Source organism: Amycolatopsis sp. NPDC104775 (assembly GCF_055583325.1).
This window is the reverse complement of sequence record NZ_JBVJOE010000003.1, coordinates 893,498-918,617: the sequence shown is the minus strand read 5'-3', so window position 1 is coordinate 918,617 and position 25,120 is coordinate 893,498. Positions and strand designations below refer to the sequence as shown.

25 protein-coding genes are annotated in these 25,120 nt (G+C 68.7%); 8 read left to right on the top strand and 17 right to left on the bottom strand.

Features of this window, described 5'->3' with window-relative positions:
• Nucleotides 1-71 precede the first annotated feature (71 nt).
• Together ACZ63D_RS18420 and ACZ63D_RS18415 are read right to left on the bottom strand one after the other, a co-directional pair.
• The gene (locus tag ACZ63D_RS18420) at nt 72-830 is read right to left on the bottom strand and encodes a polysaccharide deacetylase family protein (RefSeq protein WP_465355488.1); all 759 of its coding nucleotides are present in this window, start codon (nt 828-830) and stop codon (nt 72-74) included.
• An 84-nt stretch (nt 831-914) separates the two neighbouring features.
• Nucleotides 915-1,361 carry an SRPBCC family protein gene (locus ACZ63D_RS18415; RefSeq protein ID WP_465355487.1) on the bottom strand — a complete coding sequence of 149 codons (447 nt, stop codon included), beginning with the start codon at nt 1,359-1,361 and terminating at the stop codon, nt 915-917.
• Nucleotides 1,362-1,435: 74 nt separating this feature from the next.
• Between ACZ63D_RS18415 and ACZ63D_RS18410 the strand changes: the two genes are divergently transcribed.
• Nucleotides 1,436-3,394 (top strand): FUSC family protein, encoded by a 1,959-nt coding sequence (locus tag ACZ63D_RS18410; RefSeq protein WP_465355486.1) that lies wholly within the window; start codon nt 1,436-1,438, stop codon nt 3,392-3,394.
• A 135-nt stretch (nt 3,395-3,529) separates the two neighbouring features.
• Here the strand turns inward: ACZ63D_RS18410 and ACZ63D_RS18405 are convergent, their stop codons facing one another.
• The 4 genes from ACZ63D_RS18405 to ACZ63D_RS18390 all read right to left on the bottom strand — a co-directional run bounded on the left by ACZ63D_RS18405 (nt 3,530) and on the right by ACZ63D_RS18390 (nt 7,383).
• Nucleotides 3,530-3,769, bottom strand: coding sequence for an antitoxin (locus ACZ63D_RS18405; RefSeq protein WP_465355485.1), 240 nt, complete (start codon nt 3,767-3,769; stop codon nt 3,530-3,532).
• A 65-nt stretch (nt 3,770-3,834) separates the two neighbouring features.
• Nucleotides 3,835-4,803, bottom strand: coding sequence for a prephenate dehydrogenase (locus ACZ63D_RS18400; RefSeq protein ID WP_465355484.1), 969 nt, complete (start codon nt 4,801-4,803; stop codon nt 3,835-3,837).
• Nucleotides 4,804-4,832: 29 nt separating this feature from the next.
• Nucleotides 4,833-6,839 (bottom strand): oxidoreductase, encoded by a 2,007-nt coding sequence (locus ACZ63D_RS18395; protein WP_465355483.1) that lies wholly within the window; start codon nt 6,837-6,839, stop codon nt 4,833-4,835.
• A 1-nt stretch (nt 6,840) separates the two neighbouring features.
• The gene (locus ACZ63D_RS18390) at nt 6,841-7,383 is read right to left on the bottom strand and encodes a PadR family transcriptional regulator (protein ID WP_465355482.1); all 543 of its coding nucleotides are present in this window, start codon (nt 7,381-7,383) and stop codon (nt 6,841-6,843) included.
• Nucleotides 7,384-7,495: 112 nt separating this feature from the next.
• Here ACZ63D_RS18390 and ACZ63D_RS18385 point away from each other — a divergent pair, with 112 nt between their 5' ends.
• A complete protein-coding gene (locus ACZ63D_RS18385; RefSeq protein WP_465355481.1) occupies nt 7,496-8,425 on the top strand; it encodes a patatin-like phospholipase family protein in 930 nt (309 codons plus the stop codon).
• Here the strand turns inward: ACZ63D_RS18385 and ACZ63D_RS18380 are convergent.
• From ACZ63D_RS18380 to ACZ63D_RS18370, 3 genes are all read right to left on the bottom strand, one after another.
• Nucleotides 8,389-8,871, bottom strand: a complete 483-nt coding sequence (locus ACZ63D_RS18380; protein WP_465355480.1) for a hypothetical protein — start codon at nt 8,869-8,871, stop codon at nt 8,389-8,391. The genes ACZ63D_RS18385 and ACZ63D_RS18380 overlap by 37 nt on opposite strands.
• Before the next feature lie 71 nt (nt 8,872-8,942).
• Complete coding sequence (locus ACZ63D_RS18375; protein WP_465355479.1) at nt 8,943-9,791, bottom strand: SAM-dependent methyltransferase; 849 nt, start codon at nt 9,789-9,791, stop codon at nt 8,943-8,945.
• Between the two features lie 49 nt (nt 9,792-9,840).
• The gene (locus ACZ63D_RS18370; RefSeq protein WP_465355478.1) at nt 9,841-10,314 is read right to left on the bottom strand and encodes a MarR family winged helix-turn-helix transcriptional regulator; all 474 of its coding nucleotides are present in this window, start codon (nt 10,312-10,314) and stop codon (nt 9,841-9,843) included.
• Nucleotides 10,315-10,479: 165 nt separating this feature from the next.
• Here ACZ63D_RS18370 and ACZ63D_RS18365 point away from each other — a divergent pair, with 165 nt between their 5' ends.
• Both ACZ63D_RS18365 and ACZ63D_RS18360 read left to right on the top strand, forming a co-directional pair.
• Complete coding sequence (locus ACZ63D_RS18365; protein WP_465355477.1) at nt 10,480-11,442, top strand: alpha/beta hydrolase; 963 nt, start codon at nt 10,480-10,482, stop codon at nt 11,440-11,442.
• A gap of 155 nt (nt 11,443-11,597) precedes the next feature.
• Complete coding sequence (locus ACZ63D_RS18360) at nt 11,598-12,815, top strand: alpha/beta hydrolase (RefSeq protein ID WP_465355476.1); 1,218 nt, start codon at nt 11,598-11,600, stop codon at nt 12,813-12,815.
• Between the two features lie 3 nt (nt 12,816-12,818).
• On the opposite strand, the gene ACZ63D_RS18355 is transcribed toward ACZ63D_RS18360, so the two are convergent.
• Nucleotides 12,819-13,703, bottom strand: a complete 885-nt coding sequence (locus tag ACZ63D_RS18355; RefSeq protein WP_465355475.1) for a serine hydrolase — start codon at nt 13,701-13,703, stop codon at nt 12,819-12,821.
• A 118-nt stretch (nt 13,704-13,821) separates the two neighbouring features.
• On the bottom strand, nt 13,822-14,400 hold the full coding sequence (locus tag ACZ63D_RS18350) for a TetR/AcrR family transcriptional regulator (protein ID WP_465355474.1): 579 nt from the start codon (nt 14,398-14,400) through the stop codon (nt 13,822-13,824).
• Between the two features lie 88 nt (nt 14,401-14,488).
• Between ACZ63D_RS18350 and ACZ63D_RS18345 the strand changes: the two genes are divergently transcribed.
• Together ACZ63D_RS18345 and ACZ63D_RS18340 are read left to right on the top strand one after the other, a co-directional pair.
• Nucleotides 14,489-14,935 carry an anthrone oxygenase family protein gene (locus tag ACZ63D_RS18345; RefSeq protein WP_465355473.1) on the top strand — a complete coding sequence of 149 codons (447 nt, stop codon included), beginning with the start codon at nt 14,489-14,491 and terminating at the stop codon, nt 14,933-14,935.
• Between the two features lie 171 nt (nt 14,936-15,106).
• Nucleotides 15,107-15,637 carry a DUF4383 domain-containing protein gene (locus ACZ63D_RS18340; RefSeq protein ID WP_465355472.1) on the top strand — a complete coding sequence of 177 codons (531 nt, stop codon included), beginning with the start codon at nt 15,107-15,109 and terminating at the stop codon, nt 15,635-15,637.
• A gap of 79 nt (nt 15,638-15,716) precedes the next feature.
• On the opposite strand, the gene pcaB is transcribed toward ACZ63D_RS18340, so the two are convergent.
• Together pcaB and ACZ63D_RS18330 are read right to left on the bottom strand one after the other, a co-directional pair.
• Nucleotides 15,717-17,066 (bottom strand): 3-carboxy-cis,cis-muconate cycloisomerase, encoded by a 1,350-nt coding sequence (gene pcaB / locus ACZ63D_RS18335; protein ID WP_465355471.1) that lies wholly within the window; start codon nt 17,064-17,066, stop codon nt 15,717-15,719.
• A gap of 699 nt (nt 17,067-17,765) precedes the next feature.
• The gene (locus tag ACZ63D_RS18330; RefSeq protein ID WP_465355470.1) at nt 17,766-18,305 is read right to left on the bottom strand and encodes a DinB family protein; all 540 of its coding nucleotides are present in this window, start codon (nt 18,303-18,305) and stop codon (nt 17,766-17,768) included.
• Between the two features lie 333 nt (nt 18,306-18,638).
• Here ACZ63D_RS18330 and ACZ63D_RS18325 point away from each other — a divergent pair, with 333 nt between their 5' ends.
• Nucleotides 18,639-19,736 (top strand): tryptophan dimethylallyltransferase family protein, encoded by a 1,098-nt coding sequence (locus tag ACZ63D_RS18325; protein WP_465355469.1) that lies wholly within the window; start codon nt 18,639-18,641, stop codon nt 19,734-19,736.
• A gap of 45 nt (nt 19,737-19,781) precedes the next feature.
• Nucleotides 19,782-21,155, top strand: coding sequence for a tryptophanase (locus ACZ63D_RS18320; protein WP_465355468.1), 1,374 nt, complete (start codon nt 19,782-19,784; stop codon nt 21,153-21,155).
• A gap of 85 nt (nt 21,156-21,240) precedes the next feature.
• On the opposite strand, the gene ACZ63D_RS18315 is transcribed toward ACZ63D_RS18320, so the two are convergent.
• Genes ACZ63D_RS18315 through ACZ63D_RS18300 form a run of 4 tightly spaced genes read right to left on the bottom strand, consistent with a single transcriptional unit; the run spans nt 21,241 to nt 25,002 of the window.
• Nucleotides 21,241-21,828 carry a GTP-binding protein gene (locus tag ACZ63D_RS18315; RefSeq protein WP_067583957.1) on the bottom strand — a complete coding sequence of 196 codons (588 nt, stop codon included), beginning with the start codon at nt 21,826-21,828 and terminating at the stop codon, nt 21,241-21,243.
• Nucleotides 21,809-22,174, bottom strand: a complete 366-nt coding sequence (locus ACZ63D_RS18310) for a DUF742 domain-containing protein (RefSeq protein ID WP_037807351.1) — start codon at nt 22,172-22,174, stop codon at nt 21,809-21,811. Before ACZ63D_RS18310 ends, ACZ63D_RS18315 begins: the two co-directional genes overlap by 20 nt.
• Entirely contained in the window at nt 22,171-22,596 is a 426-nt protein-coding gene (locus tag ACZ63D_RS18305) for a roadblock/LC7 domain-containing protein (protein WP_009071597.1), read from the bottom strand. The genes ACZ63D_RS18310 and ACZ63D_RS18305 overlap by 4 nt, the downstream gene beginning before the upstream one ends.
• Before the next feature lie 42 nt (nt 22,597-22,638).
• Nucleotides 22,639-25,002, bottom strand: coding sequence for a sensor histidine kinase (locus ACZ63D_RS18300; RefSeq protein WP_465355467.1), 2,364 nt, complete (start codon nt 25,000-25,002; stop codon nt 22,639-22,641).
• Nucleotides 25,003-25,120 lie beyond the last annotated feature (118 nt).

Here is a 25,120-nt window from a genome sequence, read left to right as displayed (position 1 = left end):
CGGCAGCCGGGGTCGTGAGTGGCGAAGCCGGTGAGAACCGGCGTCGCCGCGCACGAGGGTGGTTGCCGTGGTCAGCCCAGGAAGTCGGCCAGCGGGACCGGCGTCAGACCGTCCTGCTTGGCTCGCGCGATGAAGGCTTCGTAGTCTTCCTTGAACGTCTTGCGGAAGTGCATCAGAACGATGTCGCCCGGCCGGAGCCGGTCGCCGGACTGGAACTGGACGACGCCGTCGTTCACCGAAGCGGTCCACAGGACCGACGCGCGCATGCCGCACATCGCCGCGGCTGTCAGGGTGTTCTGGTCGTAGTTGCCGAACGGCGGGCGGAACAGGGTCGGGCGCACCCCGAGCGACTTCTGGAAGTCGTCGGCGTCGTCGCAGATTTCCTTCTTCTGGAACTCGAGCGGTTTGCCCTTGAGGTTCGGGTGGTTGACCGTGTGGTCGCCGAGCACGGCGCCGGTCGAGTCCAGGATGGACTTGAAGTACGCCTCGTGGCCCTTCACGTACCGGTTGTTCAGGAACAGCACCGGATGGCCGCCGGACTCCTGGATGAGGCTTTGCGCCGACGGGTCTTTCACCGCACCGTCGTCCATCGTGATGAAGACGTACGGCTTGTCGGTCTGGATGCGGCGGATCACCGGGACCTTGCCGTCCTGGATCGCCGGAGCCTTCTGCTGCACGGTGCCGAACGGGTACGGCCCGGGCGGCGGACCCGGCTTCGCGGCGCCCGGCGCGGGGTTCGCCTGTTCCGGGGGTTGCGGCGAGTCCGGGCTGGAGCACGCCGAGAGCACGAGCAGACCGGCCAATGCCGCCGCCAGCCATCGCTTCGCCATGCTGCTTCCTTTCCCTCGGGGTCACCCGATGGGATGACGTCTGTGCTCCGGCAGGAGTTGATCGTTGTGGCGCAACGCACCCGGTCAGGCACTCCGGTTGCCCGCTTGGGCCAGCTGGGTCGCCAAAAATCCGATCACTCCGCGCAACGTTGCGAGAGCGACCGGACCCGTTCCGGGGATGCGTTCGGCGAACGAACCCGACCAGCGGAGGTCCGTGCCGCCGTCGGCGTTCGGCGTGAACGCCACCTCCGCACGATAGTCGCGGACCGGGCTGAAACCGTCGAATGTGTAGACGTGCCGTCGATCCGGTACGTGTTCGAGAGTCCGTTCGCGGGCCAGAACCGGCCACAATCCGACTTCCCGGACAGCGCCGACCCGGCCGTCGTCGCCGAGCGCCGCCCAGCGGGACTGCCAGACGAGCGGACGCGCCCACGTCGACCACTGCGTCCCGTCGCTTTCCAGCCGGAACAGCACCGCCGGAGCCGCGGTGCTCACCCGGTTCACCTCGTACGAGTACCTGCGACCCGGCATGGAAGCTCCCTGAACATGCTGTTGACCGAGCGACAAATCAATCCCGGACGGCCCCGGTAGGTCAAGATGGTGCGGTGAGCCGCCCCGACTTCGCCGCGCCGCACTGGCTGACGCAACTCTTGCGCTCCAAACCGGTTCCCATTCCGTGGAACATGGTCGCTCGCGCGGTGGTCGCGTTGGCTACTCCGCTGGCGGTCGCGTACGCGGCGGGCGACATCGCGGTGGGCGCGCTGATCTCCACCGGCGCGTTGCCGACCGTGCTGTCCGAGGCGGCCGGGGCCTATCGCTACCGCGCGCGGCGGCTGGGCGGGGCGACGTTCGCGGCTGCGCTCGGGTACCTCACTGGGCTGCTGACCGGCGGCATGCCCGCCTGGTCGATCCCGGCGATCGTCGTGGTGGCGGCGATTTCCGCGCTCATCAGCGCGGCGGGCAGCAACGCTTCGGTCGCGGGGTTGCAGATGTTCGTCTTCTGCGTCCTCGGCACGGCGCAGCACGCGACCGGCGTACGCACCGAAGTGCTCTTCGGCTTCTTCTGCGCGGGCGCTGGCTGGGGGCTGCTGGTCGCCCTCGGCACTTGGACGCTCCGCGCGACGAGCCCGGAACGCACCGCCGTCGCGCAGGTCTACATCGAACTCGCTGCGATGCTGTCGGCTGAGGACGAACCGACTTCGCGGGTCGCGCGCCACCAGTTGACCACCGCGATGAGCACGGCGTACGACCGGCTTCTGGTCGCGCGTTCGTGGCTGTCCGGCCGCGACGCGACCTACCGCCGGCTGCTGAACCGGCTGTCCGCGACGACGCCCGCGGTCGAGGCGTCGGTCGCGATGGTCAACGCCGGACAGCGCGCGCCGGACGAGGTGATCGACTACCTGACCCGCGTGGCCGCGTCGGTGCTGGCGAGCCAACCGCTGCCGCACGCGCCCGAGCTGCGGGACGAGAACGCCGACGCGGTGGTCAGCGCGCTTTACGCCGGGCTGGCGCGAATCGGGAAGCTCGACGATCGCAAACGCCGCAAGAAGGTTTCGCTGCTGCGCCGCGTGCGGGAGTGGGCGAGCGGGCTTTCCGGGCCGCTGACCTGGATAGCGACCCTGCGGCTCACGATGTGCGTCGCAGTGGCCGAAGTGGTGGCGCTGCTGGTGCCGTTCGAGCGGTCGTACTGGATCACGCTCACCGTCGGCGTGGTGCTGAAACCGGACTTCGGCTCGGTGTTCGGTCGCGCGGTGCTGCGCGGACTGGGCACGGTCGCGGGCGTCGGGATCGGCGCGGTGGTGCTCGCGGTCGGCGCGCGCGGCTGGGTGCTGGTGGCGTTGATCGCGGTGTTCGCCGGCGGAGCCGCGGTGGGGAAGGTGCGCAATTACGGGATGCTCGGCACGTTCGTGACGCCGCTGATCATCCTGCAAATGGACCTCGCCAACACCGGCAGCTGGACTGTCGTGCTGGCGCGGCTGGTCGACACCGTGATCGGCTGTGTGATCGTGCTCGTGTTCGGCTATCTGCTGTGGCCGGGTTCGCGGCGGCCGACCGTCGGCGGGCGGCTGGCGGACAGTTTCGACACGGTCGCCAAGTACGTCGAAACCGCGATGGTGCTGAACTCGACCGCTGAATCGCGGCTCGCCCGGTCGCGGGCCCGGCGTGCGGCCTACCGCGCGCTCGCGGACCTGCGTACGGCGTTTCAGCAGGTGATCGTGGAACCGTCACCGGCGGGGCGGCAGGCAGTGGCGTGGTGGCCGGTGATCGCGGGGCTGGAGCGGGTGACCGACGCGGTGACCGAGGTCGGCGTGACGATCGGCGAGGGCGCGCCAGCTCCGTCGCCCGCGGACATCGAGCTGCTCACGGATGCGCTGGCGGAGCTGGCTTCCGCGGTTCGCGAGCAGCGGGACCCGGATTCCGTGCCGATGCCGGACAACCCGCGGCTCGCCGGGGTCGTCGACCAGCTGGGCTCGACGTTCGACGCGGTGCGCGGGCCGGACCTGGTGGAACGATCGCCGCTGCGGCTGGTGCGCCGGTTCCTGCCGTACCACCGGCGCACCTGAGCCACGCCCTGCGTCGAGAGTCGCGGTGCGCGGCGGATTCGCTGGAGCGGAAGTCCGTGAGGGGAACCCTGGGGGAATCAGATTCCCTCAGGGTTCCCCTCACGAACCTTCGGAGCCCACCCTGGAGGCGGAGGGTTACTGCTGTCCGCCGGGCTGGCCGCCCTCGGGCTTCTCGCCGCCGTCTTCGTGCTTGCCGGTGACCTTGCCGAGCAGGTCCTTCGCCTTGTCGACGCCGCCGTCGATCTGCGAGTCGTGGCCGCTGACCTTGGACTTCGCGAATTCGGCCGCCTTCTCGAGACCCTGCTCGAGCTTGCCGCTGTTCTCGCGCAGCGCCTCGGTCGCCTTGTTCTTGAGCTCGTCGAAGTTGATGCCCATCGAATGCCTCCCCGGGGTTGGGATTGAGAGGCTTCAATCGTCACACACCAGGCGTACCAGGCAAGTCAAGACACTTCGCCGAGTGCGACCGCTCCGTCCAGTCCGGTGATCCGGCCACCGCGTTCGCCGAGTGCGACGAGTCCCTCGCGGGCGTCGGCGGCGGTGAGGTCGATACGGACGCCGGACAGTGCCGCGTCGCGGGCCGCTTCCAGCGCGAGTGCGCCTTCGTGACCTGCGTTGATGGTCGCGGCGAGTCCTCCGGTGGAGGCGAGCGAACCGCGTGCGGCGCCGAGGCGGCCGAGTGCGTCGTCGACGATCGGGAGCAGGGCGTCGCGGTTGCCTTCGGTCATGGCGCGCACCAGATCCGGCGACGAGCCCGCCACCCGGGTGCCGTCGCGGAACGAACCGGCGGCCAGCGACATCGCGAGCGGGCCGCCCTGGGCGCCGACCGAGGCGAGGATCGCGGCGAACAGGTGTGGCAGATGCGAGATCCGGGCGACCGTCTCGTCGTGCGAATCGGCGGGCAGCGGGACGGCGTGCGCGCCGACGTCCAGGACCAGCCGGGTGACCTCGGCCCAGGCCGTGAGGTCGGTTTCCTCTTCGACGCAGACGACCCACGCCGCGTCGCGGAAGAGCATGGCGTTGCCCGCGAGCCAGCCGGAGTGCGAGGTGCCCGCCATCGGGTGCCCGCCGACGTAGCGCGTGTACGGCGCGCGGCGGCGGACCGCGTCGACCATCGCGCCCTTCACGCTGACCACGTCGGTGAGGATGCAGTGCGACGCGTGCTGCGCGACCTGCCGCAACAGGTTCTCCACGGCGGGCAGCGGCACCGCGATGACCACGATCGCGTCCGCGGCCGCCGCGCGCTGCAGGGCGGCTTCGGCGTCGGTGGTGACGTCGTAGCCGCCGCGACTCGCCGCGTCAGCGTCCACTTCGGACACTGTGGTTCCCCAGACCGTCCTGCCGCTCGCCGCGGCGGCTCGCAGCAGGGAACCGCCGATGAGCCCGAGCCCGATTACGCATACGTCTCGCACGGGGCCATCCTGCCAGTGCGCGCAAGCGGCTACAGGACGGCGGCCAGCCGGGTGCCCTGGTCGATCGCCCGTTTGGCGTCGAGTTCCCGTGCCTCGTCGGCCCCGCCGACGAGGTGCACCGGCACGTCGCCGAGAGCGTCGGCGAGGTCCCGCACGGATTCCTGGCCAGCGCAGACCACCACGGTGTCGACTTCGAGCAGCCGCGGTTTCCCGTCGACGGTGAGGTGCAGGCCGGCGTCGTCGATCCGGTCGTAGGAAACTCCGCTGATCTTTTCCACGCCCTTGGCGCGCAGGGCCGCGCGGTGCACCCAGCCGGACGTTTTGCCGAGGCCGGCCCCGATCGGCGACTTCTTGCGCTGCAGCAGGTAGACCTGCCGCGGCGACGGTTCCGGCTTCGGTTTCGCCAGCCCGCCGGGCGCGAGCGCGGGGTCGGTGACGCCCCATTCGGCCATCCAGGCGTCGCGATCCAGCGCGGGCGACGAGCTGTGCGTGAGGAACTCGCTGACGTCCACGCCGATGCCGCCCGCGCCGATCACCGCGACCCGCTCGCCGACCGGTTTGCCGTACCGCACGACGTCGACATACGACAGCACCTTCGGATGGTCGATCCCGGGCAGCGCCGGGACCCGCGGCGTGACGCCGGTGGCCAGCACGACCTCGTCGAACCCGGTCAGGTCCGCGGCGGTCACCCGGGTGCCAAGGTGCACCTTCACACCGGTGACCTCCAGTCGCCGGGTGTAGTACCGGATGGTTTCGGCGAATTCCTCCTTGCCGGGGATCCGCCGCGCGATCCCGAACTGGCCGCCGATTTCGTCGTCGGCCTCGAACAGCTCGACGTCGTGGCCGCGTTCGCCGAGCGCGGTCGCGGTGGCGAGCCCGGCCGGTCCGGCTCCGACGACGGCGATCCGCTTGACCCGCCGGGTCGGCAGCAGGTTCAGGGTCGTCTCGTGCCCGGCCCGGGGATTCACCATGCAGGACACCGGTTTCCGGCTGAACGCGTGGTCGAGGCAGGCCTGGTTGCAGGCGATGCAGGTGTTGATCTCGTCCGTGCGGCCGGTCTCGGCCTTGCGGATCCAGTCCGGGTCGGCGAGCAGCGGCCGGGCCATCGAGACCAGGTCCGCGTCGCCGTCGGCGAGGGCCTGTTCGGCGACGTGCGGCAGGTTGATCCGGTTGGAGGTCACCACCGGCACCGAGACGTGCGGTTTCAGCTTGCCGGTGACCCAGGTGAACGCGCCGCGCGGCACCGACGTGACGATTGTCGGCACGCGCGCCTCGTGCCAGCCGATGCCGGTGTTGATGATCGTGGCCCCGGCCGCCTCGACTTCGCGGGCCAGTGCGACCACGTCGTCCCAGCTCTGTCCGCCTTCGACGAGGTCGAGCATGGACAGCCGGTAGACGATGATGAAGTCCGGACCGACTTTTTCCCTGGTGCGCCGGACGATCTCGACGGCGAACCGGCGGCGCTTCTCCGCGGTGCCGCCCCAGGCGTCGGTGCGCCGGTTGGTGCGTTCGGCGAGGAACTGGTTGATCAGATAGCCCTCGGAACCCATGATCTCGACGCCGTCATACCCGGCGTCGCGGGCCAGCGCGGCGCAATCGGCGAACGCGCGAATGGTGCGGTGCACGCCGTACGCGGTGATCGCACGTGGGCGGAAGGGGTTGATCGGCGCTTTGCGGCTCGACGCGGAAACGCTCAGCGGGTGGTAGGCGTAGCGGCCGGCGTGCAGGATTTGCAACGCGATCTTGCCGCCCTCAGCGTGCACCGCGCTGGTGAGCAGCTGGTGCTGTTTGGCCTCGGCGGGCGTGGACAGCTTCGAGGCCAACGGCAGCAGCCATCCGGTGCGGTTCGGCGCGAACCCGCCGGTGACGATCAGGCCGACACCGCCGCGCGCGCGTTCGGCGTAGTACTCGGCCAGCTGCGGAAAGCGGGACGCGCGGTCCTCCAGGCCGGTGTGCATCGAGCCCATCAGGACGCGGTTGCGCAGCGTCGTGAAGCCGAGATCGAGCGGGGACAGCAGGTTCGGGTACTCGGTCATGTCAGTCCTTCTCGTCGGCCCGCAACGCGGTCAGGATTTCTTCCAGCCACTCGACCTGGCCTTCTTCGACCCGGATTCCGCCGCGCAGCACGAGGTATTGGTGCAGCGAGCGGCCACGCAGCCGGTTAGGGGCGGGGAAGTCGCGCTTCTCGATCTGCCGGTACAGCTCTAGCCGCTCGGCGTGCGCGTCGCGATGCCGTGTGATCTCTTCGGCGACCGCCGCGGGGTCGCCGAACGACGCCCCACGCAGCTTCACCGCGAGCTCCTGCGGCCCGGCCTGCGGCGACGGTTCGGCGAGCCAGCGACGCAGTTCGTCGCGGCCCGGCCCAGCGACGGTGTAGACCTTCTTGTCCGGTCGTCCGTCCTGGGCCACCACGTCGACGGCGACCTGACCAGCCTCTTCCATCCGCTTCAATACGCGGTAAATCTGCTGGTGGGAGGCGCTCCAGAACAGCCCGATGGACTTCTCGAACCGGCGCGCCAGCTCGTAGCCCGAGCCGGAGCGCTCCGACAGCGAGACGAGGATCGCGTGCTCCAGTGCCATGCGGGACAGTGTTATATGCAACTAGGTGCAGTGCAACTGGGTGCAAGCTAGGTCACTCGGAGAGGGGGCAAATCGGGTCGATCCCCGCCAGGAAAAGGATCAAGATGGAGAGGTGCACCCCGTTCTCGAACTGCTCTCCGCGCGGATCGCCGAAGGCAGCGTGCCAGGGCAGCGGACGGACGGCCGCCGGCTCGCGCTTGCCGTTGAGGGCGGCAGCAGCCGGGGGACGTATTCGAGCGGGATGGTGCTGGCGCTCGACGAACTCGGGGCCGCGAGTGCGTTCGACGACGTTTACGGAGCCTCCGCGGGTGCGCTCAACGCGGCGTGGCTGTTGTGCGGGCGCTCCAAGACCGGCGTGCGGACCTGGTGGAATCCGACGGTGATGCGGCGGATCATCAACCCCCTGCACACCCTGCGCGGCCGGGCGGTGATCGATCTCGAGTACCTCGTGCACCAGGTGTACTCGGTGCTCGAACCGATGGATTTCCCGGCGATCCTGGCGAATCCGGTCGGTTTCCATCCGCTCGCCACCGACGCCGACACCGGCGAGTCCACCGACCTGCACCCGTTCATCGAGGACGTGGACGGGATCAAAACGGCGCTCGCGGCGTCGTCGTGCATGCCGGTGCTCGCCGGGCCGCCGATCGCGATGGGCGGGCGGCGGTTCGTGGACGCGGGAATCGCTGAGCCGCTGCCGTTCCGGACCGCGTTGGCGCAGGGTGCGACGGACGTGCTGGTGTTGCGGACCCGGCGCGAGGACGAGCATCCGGTGCCGCCGCCGCGAGTGCAGGACGTGGTCGTGCCGCGGTTTCTCCGCCGCCACGCGCCGGGCACCATCGACGCTTGGCGCACGCAGTATCACCGGGATCTGGAGGACGAACGGCGGCTGCGGGAAGATCCGCGGCTGGCGAGTGTTCGTCCGCCAGCTGGTGCTCCGGATGTCGTGGTGCTGGAACGGGACCCGGCTGTGCTGCGGCGTGCGGTGGAGCTGGGCCGGGACGCGGTTTATGCGGCGTTAGAAGTCTTGCGCCGGGCGTCGTGAGCGCGAAAGCGCACCGTTAGTCGTTGGGCGACAAGGGAAACCGCCAGGTACAGCAGGATCGAGGCCCCGCCGAGCCCTTTCGTGTCATTGACCGCGTCGACGGCGAAGTCGAGTCCAAGGTGGACGCCGAAGGAAATGAGCCACAGCACGGCGGTTAGCCAGTTTCCTTGCCGCCACAGGGTTTCGTCCGTGCGCCAGAGCCGCATGGTGTAGGCGCGGGCTATGCCGAAGGCGGCGGCGAGCACGAAACTGGCGGTGAGCAACAGGATCGCCGCCGTGGTCGGCGTGGTTTTAGCGATGGCCAGTCCGAGGGAAGCGCCCCCGAGCACGCTGATGACGAGCAGAACCACCGGTGGACGGTTTGCGCGGCGGATTTGCAGCTGCCGCCACATCAGCCAGGCGAGGACGACCAGGCCGATCAGGATGTTGTCGAAAGTGTTCGGCACGGGGACCACAGTGCCGGGCCGGGCCGTCCCGCGCCTCCACCCGGGGGTGGAGGCCGGGTGGGAAAACCCCGTCAGGCCTGGGGTTTGCGGGCCACGCCGCCGATCACCCGCGACTCCGAGGGCGTCTTCGCGAACACCGTGTCGGCGTCCGGATGCCAGGCGGGCGCGTACACCAGGCCCGGTTCGAGCAGCGGCCAGCCGCCGAAGAACCGCTCGAATTCCTTCTTCGTGCGCAGGATGCCCGGGTTGGTGGTCGACTCGTAGTACTTGATGATGTCGACGAGCGCCTGGCGTTCGTTGTCGTCCACCGGGTTTTCGTTGGTCATCTGGGAAAGAATGAGCAACGAGCCCGGCGCGAGCTGCTTGCGGTAGAACTCGAGGATGCCGTCCGGGTCCTGCTCGTCCTTGATGAAATGCAGCACCGCGTTGACGATCAGCGCCACCGGCTTCCGGACGTCGATCACGTCCGAATCGGCGACCCGGTCCCACAGTTCGGCGGGCTGCAGGAGGTCGGCGGCCATCGCCTGGTGCCGATCCTCGTCCGCGGTGTCGGCGAGCAGCACTTGCGAATGCGCGAGCGCCACCGGCTCGTTGTCCAGGTACAGCACGGAAGTGTCGTGTTCCGGACGCTCGTCGTCGGCCACCTCGTGCACGTTGCCCGCGGTCGGCAGGCCGGAGCCGATGTCGACGAACTGCCGGATGCCCTCGCGCACGCTCTGGCGCACCGCGCGGCCGAGGAACTGCCTGCTGGTGCGGCAGTATTCGCCGATCAGCGGCAGCCGCTCGCGCACCTTCTCGGCGAAGACCCGGTCGATCGCGTAGTTGGTGGAGCCGCCGATGAAGTAGTCGTAGACGCGGGCCGCCGACGGCCGGTCCAAGCTGGCTTCCACCGCGCGCAGTGCTTCGTCCTGTGTGCTCATCGCCGTCCTCACGCTCGCCCTGGCGCTCATGCTAACCATGGCTTCGCGCTCAGTTCGGCCGGTAGGACTCCCGGTAGGCGTTGACCGAAGCCGTCAGCTGATCCATCGCGGCACGCATCCGGGCCAGTTCGGCTTGATCGAGGTTCATCGCCGCTCCGACGTGCGGCGGGATCCGTTCCGCCTTGGCACGCAACGCGGTTCCCTCGTCGGTGAGCCGGATGCGGACCGAACGCTCGTCGTCGGATTGCCGTTCGCGCTTGATCAGCCCAGCCTTTTCCAGCCGCTTCAACAGCGGCGAGAGGGTGCCGGAGTCGAGGCTCAGCGCCGCGCCGAGTTCCTTGACCTGCTGCTCGTCCTGCTGCCACAGCGCGAGCATCACCAGGTATTGCGGATAGGTCAGGTCGAGTGGTTCGAGCAGCGCGCGGTAGAGCGCGGTGACTGCGCGGGAAGCCGAGTACAGGCCGAAGCACAGCTGGTCGTCGAGCAGGAGCGAGCCGGTCTCTCCGGCGTCTGGGCTGGTCATCGCTGGCCTCCCTCGGGGGTTCTTCCGCCAGCTCTCCATCCTCTCTCGCTCGGCTGGGAAGGGCAACTTAAGTGCCCTATGTCTCATTGCCCGCTACTAAGTTGTGCACAATCGAGTTGCGAGTTATGTTTGCCCGGTCCGATCGATCCGCTACCGGAGGAAGCCATGACCGCGAACCCGCAGAACCTCGTCCTCGAGCCGGCCGCCCAGGCGTTCGCCGAGGCCACCGACCAGCCTCCGTACCTCTTCCAGCTTCCGCCCGCCGAAGGGCGCAAGGCGGTCGACGGCGTCCAGGACGGCGACGTCGAACTGGCCCCCGCCGACATCGAGACGCTGACCGTCCCGGGTGGACCGAACGGCGACGTCGAAATCCGGATCGTGAAGCCGCAGGGCGTCACCGGGGAACTGCCGGTGCTCGTCTACATCCACGGGGCCGGCTGGGTCTTCGGCGACTTCCACACCCACGAGCGGCTCGTCCGCGAGCTCGCCGTCGGAACCGGTGCGGCAGTGGTTTTCCCGGAGTACAGCCGTTCGCCCGAGGCCCGTTACCCCGTTGCGATCGAAGAGAACTACGCCGCCGTGAAGTGGGTTGTCCAGCACGGTGCGGCGAAGGGGCTCGACGTCACGCGCATCGCGATCGCGGGCGACTCCGTCGGCGGGAACATGACCGCGGCGTTGACGCTCCTGGCGAAGGAGCGCGGGGACGTGAAGTTTCTCCAGCAGGTGCTGTTCTACCCGGTCACCGACGCTTCCTTCGAGACCGAGTCGTACACCAAGTTCGCCGAGGGCTACTTCCTTAGCCGCGAAGGCATGAAGTGGTTCTGGGACCAGTACACGACCGATGAGGCGCAGCGCGCCGAGATCACTGCTTCGCCGCTTCGTGCCACCGTGGAGCAGCTCGCCGGACTGCCGCCGGCCCTCGTGATCACCGGCGAGGCTGACGTCCTTCGCGACGAAGGCGAGGCGTACGCCGCGAAGCTGCGTCAGGCGGGCGTGCCGGTAACGGCGGTCCGGTACCAGGGCGTGATCCACGACTTCGTCATGGTGAACGCGCTTCGTGAAACGCACGCGGCGGAAGCGGCGATCACACAGGCGATCACGGTGTTGCGTGGCGCATTCGGCAACTAATCAGGGACTAACGGGCAATCCTGAGGATTCGCTGAGTTTGACGGGGCCATTCCGGCGTGATCGACGTCACGTGATCACAACGAGAATGGCCCCACAAACGTATTTAGAGCAGCGGGTCCCGCCTTCCGGGCGCGCGATCGGTCCTGGAGGTTCCCGTGCACCTGAGCGAAATCAGGTTGGATTCGCCCGTCACGCTGACGGTGATCGGCGTGCTGGCGTTCGTCGCGGTCGTCTCGGTCCCGTGGTTTTGGGACAAATGGCGCAAGCGCAAGCAAATTGGCCGCAGCGCCACGGTCCTGGTCGCGCTGTGCCTCGTCATCGTCACCCTCGGCCTGACCGGCAATATGATCGGCGGATTCTTCCCGACGCTCGGCTCGCTGCTCGGCACCGGCGCGTTCGCCGCTGAGGGCATCGACGTCGAGGGCGGCGACAACGGCATCGACCTCGGCCGGGCGCGCGACCTCGGAGTGGCGCACGCCCGGGTCGGCAAGGGGACCATCGCGCACGTGACGGTGACCGGGCGGCGCACCGGCCTGACCCGCGACGTGACGGTTTACCTTCCGCCGCAATACTTCCAGCATCCGTACAAGGCGATGCGGTTCCCGGCGATCATCTGGATCCCGAACTACCCGTCCGGTCCGGAGGTCACCACCGCCCCGGTCGGGTACCACCTGCCCGAGCAGCTTGACTCGGCGATCTCGAAGCATCTCCTGCCGCCGGTGATCGTGCTGATCCCGGACCCGACCGGAACGCCGAAAATCGGCCACGACACCGAATGCGTCGACGAGGTCAACGGAAGCCCCAACGACACCTATCTGTCCGCCGACGTCCGCGAATGGGGCATCCAGCGCCTCGGCATCAATCCGGACCGCCGCGCGTGGACGATCGCGGGCTGGTCGTCCGGCGGCTATTGCGCGCTGAACCTCGTGACCCGGCATCCGCAGTGGTACGCGCAGGCGGCGAGCGTGAGCGGGTACGAAAAGGCGCAAGTGGACGGCGAAACCGAGAACCTTTTCCGCGGCCGCAAGGACATCGAGGACGCGAACAACGTCAAGATCAACGTCCGCCAGCACCCGGCCCCGCTGGAACTCCTCGCGATCTCCGGGGAGAAGGAGCAGAACGAAAGCCGCGCGGTCGACCAGATGCGGGCCGCCGCGCAGTCTCCGGTGCAGTTCACGACGTGGCGGATCCCGGACGCGGGCCACAACATGAACACGTTCAAGGCGCAGCTGCCGGACGTCCTGACGTGGATCGGGCAGCGGATCCCGGGTCCGTCGGCTCCGGGGCAGCGGGCCGACGTGACCGGCGGGGTGAAACCGTGGCCGTTGCCCAGCACGGGTGCGCGGGGCGGGCTGACCGCGGTGGACCAGTGACGCTCAGCGGATCCCGGGAAGGTGCTTGACCACTTCGGTGACCTGGGCTTCGGCGGTGGCGTAGCCGACCGAGCGGGGATTCTCGGTGAGGACCGTGACGAGGTACCGGTCGTCCTTGACCAGGCCCGAGGTGTGCAGGATGCGCCCGGGATTGCAGCAGGACCAGCCCTGTTTGACGGCCCAGGAAACGTCGCCGAGCGCGTCCGGGATGCCGAAGTACTGGCGGAATCCGTCCGCACCGTTCTCGGTGGCGTCGCGGAGGGCCCGGAGAATCGTCTCGCGGTGCGGGGCTGGTGCCCGGTCCATGAGGTAACGGTAGACGCGCGTGATGTCGGCGGCGGTGATTTCCGTGTCGCCCCAGCGTCCCGGGTCTTCCGGCGGACGGGTTTCGGCCAGGTCCATTTCGGACACCGCTTCCCGGACAATGCTCGTCTCACCGCCGGCGACCCACAGCCGGCTGGCGGTGTCGTCGTCGCTGCGGGACAGCATTTCCCGCACGGTGGCCGGATTGGTGCCGCGATTGAGCGCGTCGAAGGCGATGAGGAGCTTCACGAGGGACGCGGAGGTGTAGTGCCGGTGCGCGTCGAGGGAAACCGGGGTCGTGCCGGTGGTGCGGTCGTAGACGACCACGCTGACGTGCCCTTGCGGGACAAGCGCGGGAAGTTCGGTTTCGAGGTTGGTGCCCTGCTGGGGTGCGGAGCTGCCCGGGCTGGGTTTCGGACTGGAGGCGGAGGTGCCCGGCTCGGTTTCCGGAGGGAGGACGCCCGCCCCGGACACTGGTCCGGCCGCGGTGACCACCTGCCGGTACGGCTCGGTCTCGGTGGCCAGAAACGCGAGAACAGCACCGAGAACGAGGCCGAGCAAAAGGAACGTATTGGCCCTGCGCATGCCCCGACTTCCCCGATCGCCTGATCAGGGTTCGCCGAATGGGGTCGTTTTGTGGGATGGGTCTCGGTACCGGCCAGTACGCGTGACGGCGGGGAGGCCTGCGGGCAAGCAGGGTGGATCAGACCACCACGAGTCGTTCGACCAGTAGCTTCACTCGTTGCTCGGCGAACTCCCGCGGCAGCCGTCCCGCCCGGGTCAGGGTCGCGATTCCGTGCAGGGACGCCCAGAACAATTCGGTGAACAGGCCTGGTTCGACGCCGTCCCCGGCGACCTCGCCGAGGGTTTCCAGCAGGGCGGCGAATGCGTCTTTCAGCTGTTCCGGGGTGTCCTCCTGGGCGAACGCGAGGCCGCCGTCGAGCTGGAAAATGGCGTCGTAGACCGCCGGATGGCGCTCGGCGAAGTCGAGGTATGCGTGGGCGAGAGCGGTGACCCGGGGGCGCGAGCCCTCCACTCCGTGGGTCGCGGCGCGCACCGCGGCGGCCAGTTCGGCGGCCCCGTCGAGAGCGACCGCGCCGATGATCTCCCGCTTGCCGCGGAAATGGCTGTAGAGGACGGGCTGGCTGTACTCGATGCGTTCGGCGAGCTTGCGGGTGGTGACCGCGTCCCAGCCCTGCTGCTCGGCGAGTTCCCGGGCCGTCGCCACGATGAGCCGCTCGCGTTCCGCCTGTTCGCGCTGCTTGCGCGTATGTACCGACATGAGCTGAGTCTAGCACTGCTAGACAACCGAGCGGCAGTAGTACTAGCATCGCTTCATCAGCTAGCAACGCTAGATTTTGGGAGTCATCATGCTCAGCGCACTCGCGGTCTGCACCATCGTGGTAGTCGGCGTGATGGTGGGGGTGGAGTTCTGCGTCGCCTTCGTCATCAACCCGATCCTCAATGGACTGCCCGACGACAGCAATCAGCAAGGCCGCGCGCACGGCGGCCGGATGCTCGGCGCTGTCATGCCGTTCTGGTACATCGGTTCGCTTGTCCTCAGCGCGATCTGGGCGATCGCCGCGTGGAACCGGCCGGGCACCGGTCTGGTCGTGATCGGGGCCGGGCTGCTGGTGGTGAGCGTGGTGATGTCGATTCTGCTGCTCGTCCCGATCAACAACCGCGGCAAGACGTGGACGCCGGAGAACCGGCCCGCGGACTGGAAAGAGCAGATGAACCGCTGGGACCGGTACCACTACGTGCGGGTCGCGGTGATCATCGCCGCTTTCGCGCTGCTGGCCTCCGCGCTCGTCTGAGCCTCACTCGGCCACCCTTTGCCTCAGCAGTCCCATGAACCCCGGCGGCGGTGCCGATCTTGCCCGGTGGGCGCGTCCGTGGTGGCGGGATTCGGGTTTCGGCCCGGTTTGCGCGGGGGTATTCCCTCAGCGTTGACCCACCGTCATCTCGGTACGGGAAGGACTGGAGTCATGGTTCGTGCGCATCGAGCCCGCGTCCGGGTGGAAGGGGTGCAGCCCGCTCAGGTGCTCGCCGTTCTGCTCGGGATCCTGTTTCTCGCCTACGGCATCATCGGGCTCGTGAAGTCCGGGTTCGGGGATTTCACCGGACACGGTGTCACTTTGTGGCGGTTTTCCGCCAATCCGCTGAACAACGTCGTCCACGTGGCGACCGGCGTGGTCGGCCTGCTGCTGGCGCTGGGCTCCGGCCGCGCCCGGACGTTCGGCTGGCTGCTCTTCATCGGCTACGGCGCGCTGTTCGTCTGGGGCCTGATGCTGGCCGGGACGATCTCGGTCAATCCGGTGTCCGGCCTCGGCAACCCGCTCAACCTCGCCGACGCGGACAACTGGCTGCACCTCGGCATCGCGGTCCTCGGTCTGCTGACCGCGGTTATGCCCGCGCGCCACGGGGTTTTGCTTCCGGAGGACGAGGAGCCCGTCGAAGTCGACACTGCCGCCCCGCCGCGTCGCCCGGAGGCCGGCGGGCACGGCTTGGCCCACTGAGTTTCGTCCACAATGGAATAAGCGCGCAGCGGGATCGCTTGCCCGAGAGGGTCTCCTCCGGCAGCGGTCCCGCTCGTGCTTATTCGGCGGGGTTTTCCAACGCCCGATCCACCAGCCGCCCCGCCGCGCCGATGTACCGCGCCGGGTCGGCGAGATCGGCCCAGGCCGCGGCACCGACGATGGCTGCGATTTCTTCGGTGTCCCGCAGAATCTCTTCCAGCGGGCGGTTTTCCTCCATCGCACGCCGGGAGGCAGTGCCGAGCAATTCCTTCGCGCGAGCCTTGCCCACCATCGGCGCGAGAGCCGCCGACAGCCGTTCCGAGACGATCAATCCATTGGTCAGGGCGAGGTTTTCCCGCATCCGATCCGCATGAATGTCCAGCCCCCGCACCAAACCCACCGCCGTGTGCACGGCTCCGCCGGTCAAGCGCAGGCATTCGCGCAGCAATTGCCACTCCGCCTGCCAGACCCCCGCCGAACGCTCGTCCTCCGCCAACCCCGACTGCGTAACCCCCGCGGCCAGCACCGGTACTTGCAACGCCGCTGAGCGGATCAACGCAGACAGCACTGGGTTTTGCTTGTGCGGCATCGCCGACGACCCACCGCCGGTCGCTTCTGTCACTTCGTCGATTTCGGTGCGGGCCAAGACTTGAACGTCCACCGCGATCTTGCCCAACGCCGTCGTCACTCCAGCCAGCGCGGAGGCCAGTTCGGCGACCGGCGTGCGATCCGCGTGCCACGGCAGAACCGGCGCTCGCAACCCGGTTTCCTCCGCGAAAGCGATGACTAATCGTTCCGCGTAGTCGTCGGTGCCGTCGCCGTACTGGTCGTACGCGGCCAACGTCCCCGCAGCTCCGCCGAGCGAGACCGGCAGTCGCAGCTCAGCGATCCGGCGGGCGGATTCCTGGACCCCTTGCCGCCAGATCGCTGCCTTGAGGCCGAAAGTGGTCGGAACCGCGTGCGCGGTGAGGGTGCGTCCAGGCATGACCGTGTCGCGGTGAGCGCGCGCTAACGCGGCGAGGTCGTGCGCGATCGTCGTCAGGTCCGCGCTGATGAGTCGCAGGGTGTTGCGCGCGACGAGCATCATCGCCGTGTCGACGATGTCCTGACTGGTCGAGCCGCGGTGCACGTAATCGGCGACGTCCGGGACCTTGGCGGACAGCGCGCCTACCAGGCTGACGACCGGGTTTCCGGTGGCGCGCGCGTCACGGGCCAACTGGACGACGTCGAGGTCACCTAGGTCCTGCGCGGCCGCGGTGATCCGCTCGGCTGCCTCGGCCGGGACCGTGCCAAGCCGCGTCTGCGCCCGCGCGAGCGCGGCCTCCGCCTCCAGGAGAGCAGCCGCGAAGGCACGGTCACCGGTCACCGCTTCGGCCGGGGTCCCGGCACGCACCGGTGAGAGCAGGCCGGAGTCAGGATCGGCGGTCATGGGGTCCAGCATCGCACGGCGGGAGGTTGGGGCGGGGAGGTCGCTGGCGGCGGCGCGGGCGGGGGTGCGGAATGGCGGGGGTTGGTCGCAGGTCGCTGGCGGCGGCGCGATCGCATGGTTGGCGCGGCGGGGATAGGTGGGGGCTGCTGCCTTGTGACGGTTGGTGGGCGGTCGCGGGTTTGGGGGCGCTGACGGACGTTGGTTGCCCGTGCAGGTGCCTTGTGCGGAAGAGCCGAGATGGCCGCGGCGCGACGGCACGCCCGGACAGAGCCGGGACGGCAGGGCTCGCCGAGCGGCATCGGCGGCCGTTGCCGGTTGTGGTGGTGCGAGGTTAGCCGGGTGGTGATGGCGGCCCAGGTCGCATCGTGCTGGTGGGAATGCCCAGCCAACCGCCGGATCGCCCTGCTCGGGCCAAGCCGTTGTCGGGTGAGAGGTGCTCGCCCACCTCATCGGGATGGCTGCTGGCAACACCGTCTCGACAGACCGTCACGAACTCGTCCGTCTCCCACACAGCCGCCGGTGGGTGAGCGAGCCAAGGCCGCGCTGGTCCACTTAGGTCAGACCTGCCAGGCCCGCCTCGCCGAAGCAACCGTCGCGCCTCGACCGCCGAACCATCGCCGAGCGCCCTCAACCCACCCAGGCGCACACCCCAACCCGCAACCTCCCGATCCGCACCCGAAGCATCCAACCCGCCCGGCCTCACCGTCCCGTGGCCCCGTCCGTCACCTCCCGCAGCAGGTCGGCGTGGCCGTTGTGCCGGGCGTACTCCGCGATCATCGACAGCAGCATCCACCGCAGCGAGAACGGTTCTCCCGTGGTCTTCCCGGTCCCCTGTGCGTCCAGCGACTCCGCCGCCGCCACGATTTCCCGGCTGCGGTCGCACTCCTCGTGCCACAAAGCCAGTGCCTCGGCGAAATCGCCGTCCAGGCGGTCGAAGTCCTGGTCTGGGTCGTCGTCCGAATAGTGCAGCAGCGGGATGTCCTCGCCGGCGAACTGGATGCGGAACCACCATCGTTCGCAGCCCGCCAGGTGCCGCACCAAGCCGTGCAGTGACATTGTGGACGGTGGGATCGCGCGCGTGGACACGGCTTCCTGGCTCAGGCCAGCGCACTTCAGCGCGAGGGTTTCACGGTGCCACTCCAGGTAGGCCAGCAGCGTCTCGCGTTCGCCCGCGACGCGGGGGATCGGCTCGCGGTCGCTCTCGGCGACCTTGGCCAGATGCTTCGGGGTCTGTGTCATGAGACGAGCGTCTCACCCGCCACCGACAATTTTCGGCACTGTGCGGCGAGGGCGGATGCACGGGACACCAGCCGTGCGCCGCAGTGGGCTAGCCCACATGGCGGGGGTGGGTAGCTGCAGAATCCGTTCCTGTCGATGCGGAATTCAGGTGAATTCCGGTGTTGATCAGCACACTCAGGCACGGTTTTCGGACGGTGTTGTCGCTCCGTCAGAGGTATCGTGATCGGCATTCCGGGGATTAATCTTCTCGGCGGCTCGCGGACGCCCGCTCCGCCGAACGGCGGGTGATTCGCGGGGCCGAACGCACGAATGAAACGGTGAATACAGAGCGCCATGGTCGGAGCGAGTGTGCCGATGGTCGAGTTGTCGATGTACAGCCACGCCGGTGGTCAACTCGACCGGCTGTGCCGGGCAGTGGGATTCGATCCGGAAGAACGCCGTCACCTGGAACTTCTCCGGTTGTTGCTCGGCGAGTCCGGGGAATTGACCGTGGACGCTCCGGCGCAGTTCCCGTGCAATGTGGCGGACGACACTACGCCCGTTGAATTCTCGGTCGCCTTCGACGCCAATGGCGAATGTGTGGTACGGGTTCTCGGCGAGACCGTCGGTGCCCCGGACCCGCGCGAGTTCCTCGCTCAGGTGGCCGACGAGTACGGCCTGGTCACCGACCGGCTCGACGCGGTGGCCGACCTCTTCCTCCCGCACGAGGAGCGCCGCGGGCCGTTCACGCTCTGGTACTCGCTGATCTTCCGCAACGGCTCCGCGCCGAAGATCAAGGTGTACCTGAACCCGCAGATCAGCGGCCCGACCATGGCGGACTCCCTGGTCAGCGAGGGGTTCCGGCGGCTGAATCTCGGCGAGGCGTTCGATCCGGTGGTCGAGCACGCGCTGCGCCGCGGCGAGCGCGACAACTTCACCTTCTTCGCGCTCGACCTCGACGACGACCCGCTGTCCCGGGTCAAGGTGTACGTCTCGCACGACGCCGCCGAGGCCGAGGACGCGGTGCGCGCGGCGGCGCTGGTGCCCGGTACGGACCCGATGCTGATCCGGGAATTCCTCGCCGTGCTCGGCGGCGGGAAAGGGCCCTTCGAAGGCCGTCCGCTGATTTCCAGTTATTCTTTTGTCGAAGGCATGGGCGGCACTCCGGGAAACTACAGTCTTTACCTCCCTATTCGAAGTTATGTGCCCGACGACGAGGTGGCCCGGGCGCGGGTGCACGCCATTCTCGCGCAGTACGACTTCGACCCGACAAAACTGGACAAAGCGCTGGCAGCGGTTTCGGAACGGCCGCTGCGCGATGGCGTCGGACTGATCGCGCACGTGTCGTTGCGAATGGGTGAGTTCGGTTCCGGAATCACGGTGTACCTGTCCTCCGAGGCTTATGCGGTAGCGCCGCCGAGAAAACGGCCGGTGCTCGGCCGGATGACCTGACGCGGTAGTTTTCGGCTGTCACCCACAACTGGAGGAAATACCCTGATGCGGACCTTCCCGCCGTACCGCTCCCAAGTCGTCGCCGAAATTCCGGTCACCACCCGTGCCGAACGGGAGCAGGCGCTCGCCGCGGCGGGCTACAACGCCTTCAACCTGCCCGCGAACAAGGTCAGCATCGACCTGCTCACCGACTCCGGCACCGGCGCGGTCTCCACCGCGCAGGAGGCCGCCGCGACCGCCGCGGACCGCTCCTACGCCGGGTCGGATTCGTTCTACCGCTTTCGCGACGCGCTGAGCGACCTCACCGGATACCCGCATCTCCTGCCGGTGCACCAGGGCCGCGCGGCCGAGCGCGTGCTGTTCTCCAGCGTGCTGGACAGCGGCCGGATCTCGGTCAGCAACACGCATTTCGACACCACCCGCGCGAACGTCGAACTGCTCGGCGCCCAGGCGATCGACCTGCCCTGCGCGGAATTCGGCGACCTGGACAGCCTCGAACCGTTCAAGGGCAACATCAACCTCGACGCACTGGAACGCCTGCTGACCAGCCCGGACGGCGCTCGCGTCGGCCAGGTGCTGCTGACCATCACCAACAACGGCGGCGGCGGGCAGCCGGTCTCGATGGCCAACCTGGCCGCGGCGGCGAAGCTCGCCCGGGCGCACGGCGTACCGGTTTTCCTTGACGCCGCACGGTTCGCGGAAAACGCGTGGCTGGTCATCCAGCGTGAGCCGGGCTATGCGGGCAAGACGCCGCGCGAGGTCGCGCGTGAGGCGTTCAGCCTGGTCGACGGCTGCGTCGCGAGCCTGAAAAAGGACGGCATCTCGCCGATGGGCGCGTTCATCGGCCTGACCGACCCGGAACTCGCCCAGACCTGCGAGACCAACCTGATCGCCACCGAGGGCTTCCGCACCTACGGCGGGCTGGGGGCGCACGACCTCGACCGCGTCGCCAAGGGCCTGCAGGAAGTCGTCGACCCGCACTATCTCGCCGCGCGCGCGGGCGAGGCCGCCCGGCTCGCGAAGCAGGCCAACGAGGCCGGCGTGGACATCGTGCAGCCGCCGGGCATCCACGCGCTCTACCTCAACGCCGGCCGGTTGCTGCCGCATCTGACCGCGTCGAGGTTCCCGGGCCACTCGCTGGCCTGCGAGCTGTACCTGGCGGGCGGGATCCGGTGCGTGGAACTGGGTTCGCTCTACCTCGGCACGCTCGACGAGCAGAACGAGTTGATCACCCCGGCCCCGTTCGAGCTGGTCCGGATGGCGCTGCCGCGGCGCGTGTACAGCCAGGGCCACTACGACTACGTGGCCGAAATCCTCGGCGACATCGCGAAGAACCCCGAGCGGGTGCCGGGCTACCGGATCGTCGAAGCGCCGAAGATCCTGCGGCACTTCAATCTCCGGATGGCCCCGGTCCACTGAGCGGTCCGCCAAGGAGTCCACTGAGGACAGACGAACGAGGGGGCTCCCCGCGCCGGGAACCCCCTCGCTGGCCGGAAAACCCCGGTCAGGCGGGCTGCGGAACCACCGTCATCGCGTGCTTCACCAGCCGGATCAGCGCGATCTTGCTCGAATCCCGCTGTCGCGCGTCGCACATCACGATCGGCACGCCGTCGGGCACCACGAGCGCCTCGCGGATCTCGTCGGGGGTGTAGCGCGGCGCGTTGTCGAAGCAGTTCACCGCCACGACGAACGGAATCTTGCGCCGCTCGAAGAAATCGACCGCCGCGAAGCTGGTCTCCAGCCGGCGCGTGTCCACCAGCACGACGGTGCCGATCGCGCCGCGCGCCAGGTCGTCCCACATGAACCAGAACCGTTCCTGGCCCGGGGTGCCGAACAGATACAGCACGTGCCGCGGCGAGATGGTGATCCGGCCGAAGTCGAGCGCGACCGTGGTGGTCTTCTTCTGCTCCACGCCGGAGAGGTCGTCGACGCCGGTGCTCGCCTCGGTCAGCACCTCCTCGGTGGACAGCGGCGGGATTTCGCTGACCGAGGCGACCATCGTGGTCTTCCCGGCGCCGAACCCGCCGGCGACGATGATCTTGACCGGGGTCGGCACCGACGCCGCGGCGTCTTCAGAGCTTGATGAGGCCATCGAGAACCGCCTGGAGAGTTTCGTGGTCCGGCACCTGGGCCGGCTGACGGGACGGGGCGCGGGTGATGACGAGGCCGCGGTCGATCAGGTCTCCGCACAGCACGCGCACGACGCCGAGCGGCAGCTTCACGTACACCGCGATCTCGGCGACCGACAGGGGTCTCCGGCACAGCTGCGTGATGGCGAGGTGTTCGGGGCCGAGCCCGACCGGGTCCGAGCCCTGTTGCAGGGTCATCACCTGGGTCGAGAGGTCGAGCTGGTGTTCGGACGGAGTCCGTCCGCTGGTGATCGTGTACGGCCGGACCAGCGGTCCGGCGGCCTCGTCGTACCAGCCGTCGTCGCTCATGTCGCCTCCCGCAGCAGGTTCGCGGCCTCGCGCGGCGCCGACGCCAGGTAGTCGCCCACGCGCTTGACCAGTCGGTTCATCTCGTACGCGATCATTTCGACATCGATGTCGGCCCCGGCGAGCACGGCGAGGCACGCGCCCTGCCCGGCGGCCGAGACGAACAGGTACCCGCGTTCCATCTCGATCATGTTCTGCAGCACCGGACCGCGGTTGAACTGCCTGCTCACGCCCTTGGCGAGGCTTTGCAGGCTGGAGGCGATGGCCGAGAGCTGGTCCGAGTCGTCCTTGCTCATCCCGGACGACTTGCCGAGCAGCAGGCCGTCGGCGGACAGCACGATGGCGTTCTGCGCGCCGACGACGCGGTTGACGACGTCGTCGAGCAGCCAGTTGAGATCAGGGGTGGAGTTCCCGTACTCGTTCATGCGGACAGACCCTGACTTTCGGTGTGATGAGGTGTTCGGTCGTTATGAGTCATTTTGCCCGCCTCGCGCCCGGCGGGTGCCCTTGTGGAACGCCATCAGCGTCCGCGCGGTGGTCTCGCCCGCGTTGGTCACGTCGAGGTTGTCGGCGGTGGGGTCGTCCTGCAGCTGGGCGACGAGGTTCTGCTGCGGCTGCCGGCGCGGGAGCCGGGGCCGGTCGTCGCCCTGCAGCCCGCTGAGATCCGGCTCGGCGGGTTCGCGCGGCGCGGCCGGGACGTCCGGGATCTGACCGGCGGACGGAGGATACGGCTCCGGGGTGCGCGGGTTCGGCGTTGGAAGCGGCCGGGCCGGGTACGGCCGCGGCGTCGGCTGCGGAGCCTCCGGGGCCGGTCGCTGTGCGGCGCTTTCCTGCGCGGGCGCGCCGACCTGGGCGAGCGCCGGGGCCTCGTCCGCGGGTTCGGACGCGTCCGCGTCGGCCAGGTGGTTCGACGGGATCAGCACGGTCGCCCGGGTGCCGCCGTAGCGCGACGGGTCGAAGGTGACCGTGATGCCCAGCCGGGACGCCAGCCGCGCGACCACGAACAGGCCGAGGCTGGAGTCCGCGCGCAGCGCCATCGCGTCGAATTCGGGCGCGTCGGCCATCATCGCGTTGGCCCACTCGCGCACGCCTTCCTTCATGCCCAGACCTTGGTCGGACACGTCGACCACGACGCCGCGCGCGACCATCCGGCTGGTCACCTCGACCTGCGAACCGGGCGGGGAGAACGACGTCGCGTTGTCGACCAGTTCGGCGACGAGGTGAATGGTGTCCGCGACCGCCGTGCCGACGATCGCGACGTCCGGCACCTGCTCGACCTGCACCCGCGAGTACTGCTCGGTTTCCGAGACGGCCGCGCGCAGCACCTCCATCAGCGAAACCGGTTTGCGCCAGCGCCGTCCGGGCTGCTTGCCGCCGAGGATGATCAGGTTCTCGGTGGTCCGCCGGGCGCGCGCGGCGAGGTGGTCGAGCTGGAACAGCGACGCCAGCTGGGTCGAGTTCTCTTCGCGGCTTTCCATTTCGTCCAAGATCTGCAGCTGCCGGTGCACCAGCACCTGGTTGCGGTGGGCGATGCCGAGGAACACGTTGTGCACGCCGCTGCGCGCCTTCGCCTCGCTCGCCGCCGCGTTGACCGCGGTGAGCTGCGCGGTGTTGAACGCCTCGGCCACCTGGCCGATCTCGTCCCGGCCGTGGTCCAGTTTCGGCAGCTCGGCCTCGATGTCCACCGGGTCGCCGTTCTTGAGCCTTCCGACGATGTTCGGCAGCCGGTTCCGCGCCAGGTCGAGCGAGTCGTTGCGCAGCCGCTCGAGCCGCGTCATCAGGGTCCGGTCGACGAGCGAACGCGACACCCGCACCGCGACGATGATCGCGGCCAGCGAGGCGAGCAGGGCCACGATGCTGCCGATGATGGCGTTGCGCAGCTGCGCGTTCCCGGAATCGATCGCGGCGGCGGAAACCTGGTCGGCCTGTTCGATGGTGAGCTGGTTCAGACCTTGGGCGACCTGCGCGGTCAGCGCGTGCCAGTCGCCCGCCGAGACCGGAACGCTGTTCTGGTCGCTGCTGGTCCACGGGCCGTGCTTGATCAGCGAGTCCTCGGCCGCGTTGAGCCGTTTCCACGCGTCGCTCGTCGAAAGCTGCTGGTAGTGCTGGCGCACCGCCGGTTCGAGGAACGGCGAGATCTGTGCCAGCTGCGTGCGGTAGTAGCCGACCAGCTGGGAGAACTGGACGAAGTCGTCCGGCGCGAAGGAGCCGCCGGAGAACGCGGCCGACACCAGCGACGTCTCGCGCGACATCAGGTCGCCCGCCCGGAAGAGCGAGGTCGCCGAGATCGCGCCCTGCACCGCGGTCGCGTCGGGGACGATGCGCGCCTGGGTGTCGAACAGCGTCGCCGCGGAGTCGAGGACGCCGTTGTAGTAGGCGTTGACCTGTGCGCGGTTGATGCTGCGGAAGTTGACCTGCGAGCGCAGCACGGGCAGCTGGTCGAGCTGCGCCTTCAGCGCGGTGACCTTGCTGGCGATCTCGTCCGGCGCGCTGGAGATGGTGGCCGCGAAGGCTTCCTGCAGGCCCTTCAGCTTGCCGTCGCTGTCCTGCTCCTGCTGCTGCAACTGCTGCGGTCCGGCGCTGGGGCTGTCGAGGTACTGCAGGGCGAGCTGACGCTCTTGCTGCAGCGACGACAGCGCGGTGAGCGCGGGGATCGAAACGTCACGCACCGAGCCCGCGACGAGCCGCACGTACAAGCCGTTGATGAAGAAGGCCGTAGCCAGCACCGCCCACAGCACGAGCAGGGTGATGCTCGGGATCAGGACCGTCCGGGTCAGCCTCTTCCGGATCGACTTGTCGTACGCCTTGCCGGGATCGTCCTTGGTCTCCACGATGATTCACGAACTCCTGGGTCACCCTCGGCGAGAGTGCGGACACGGCCGGGGAAGCGGACACGCCAGTGGGGTGCGAGTGGTCCTCGTCACGGAAATCTCGGATCACCCTTCGCAG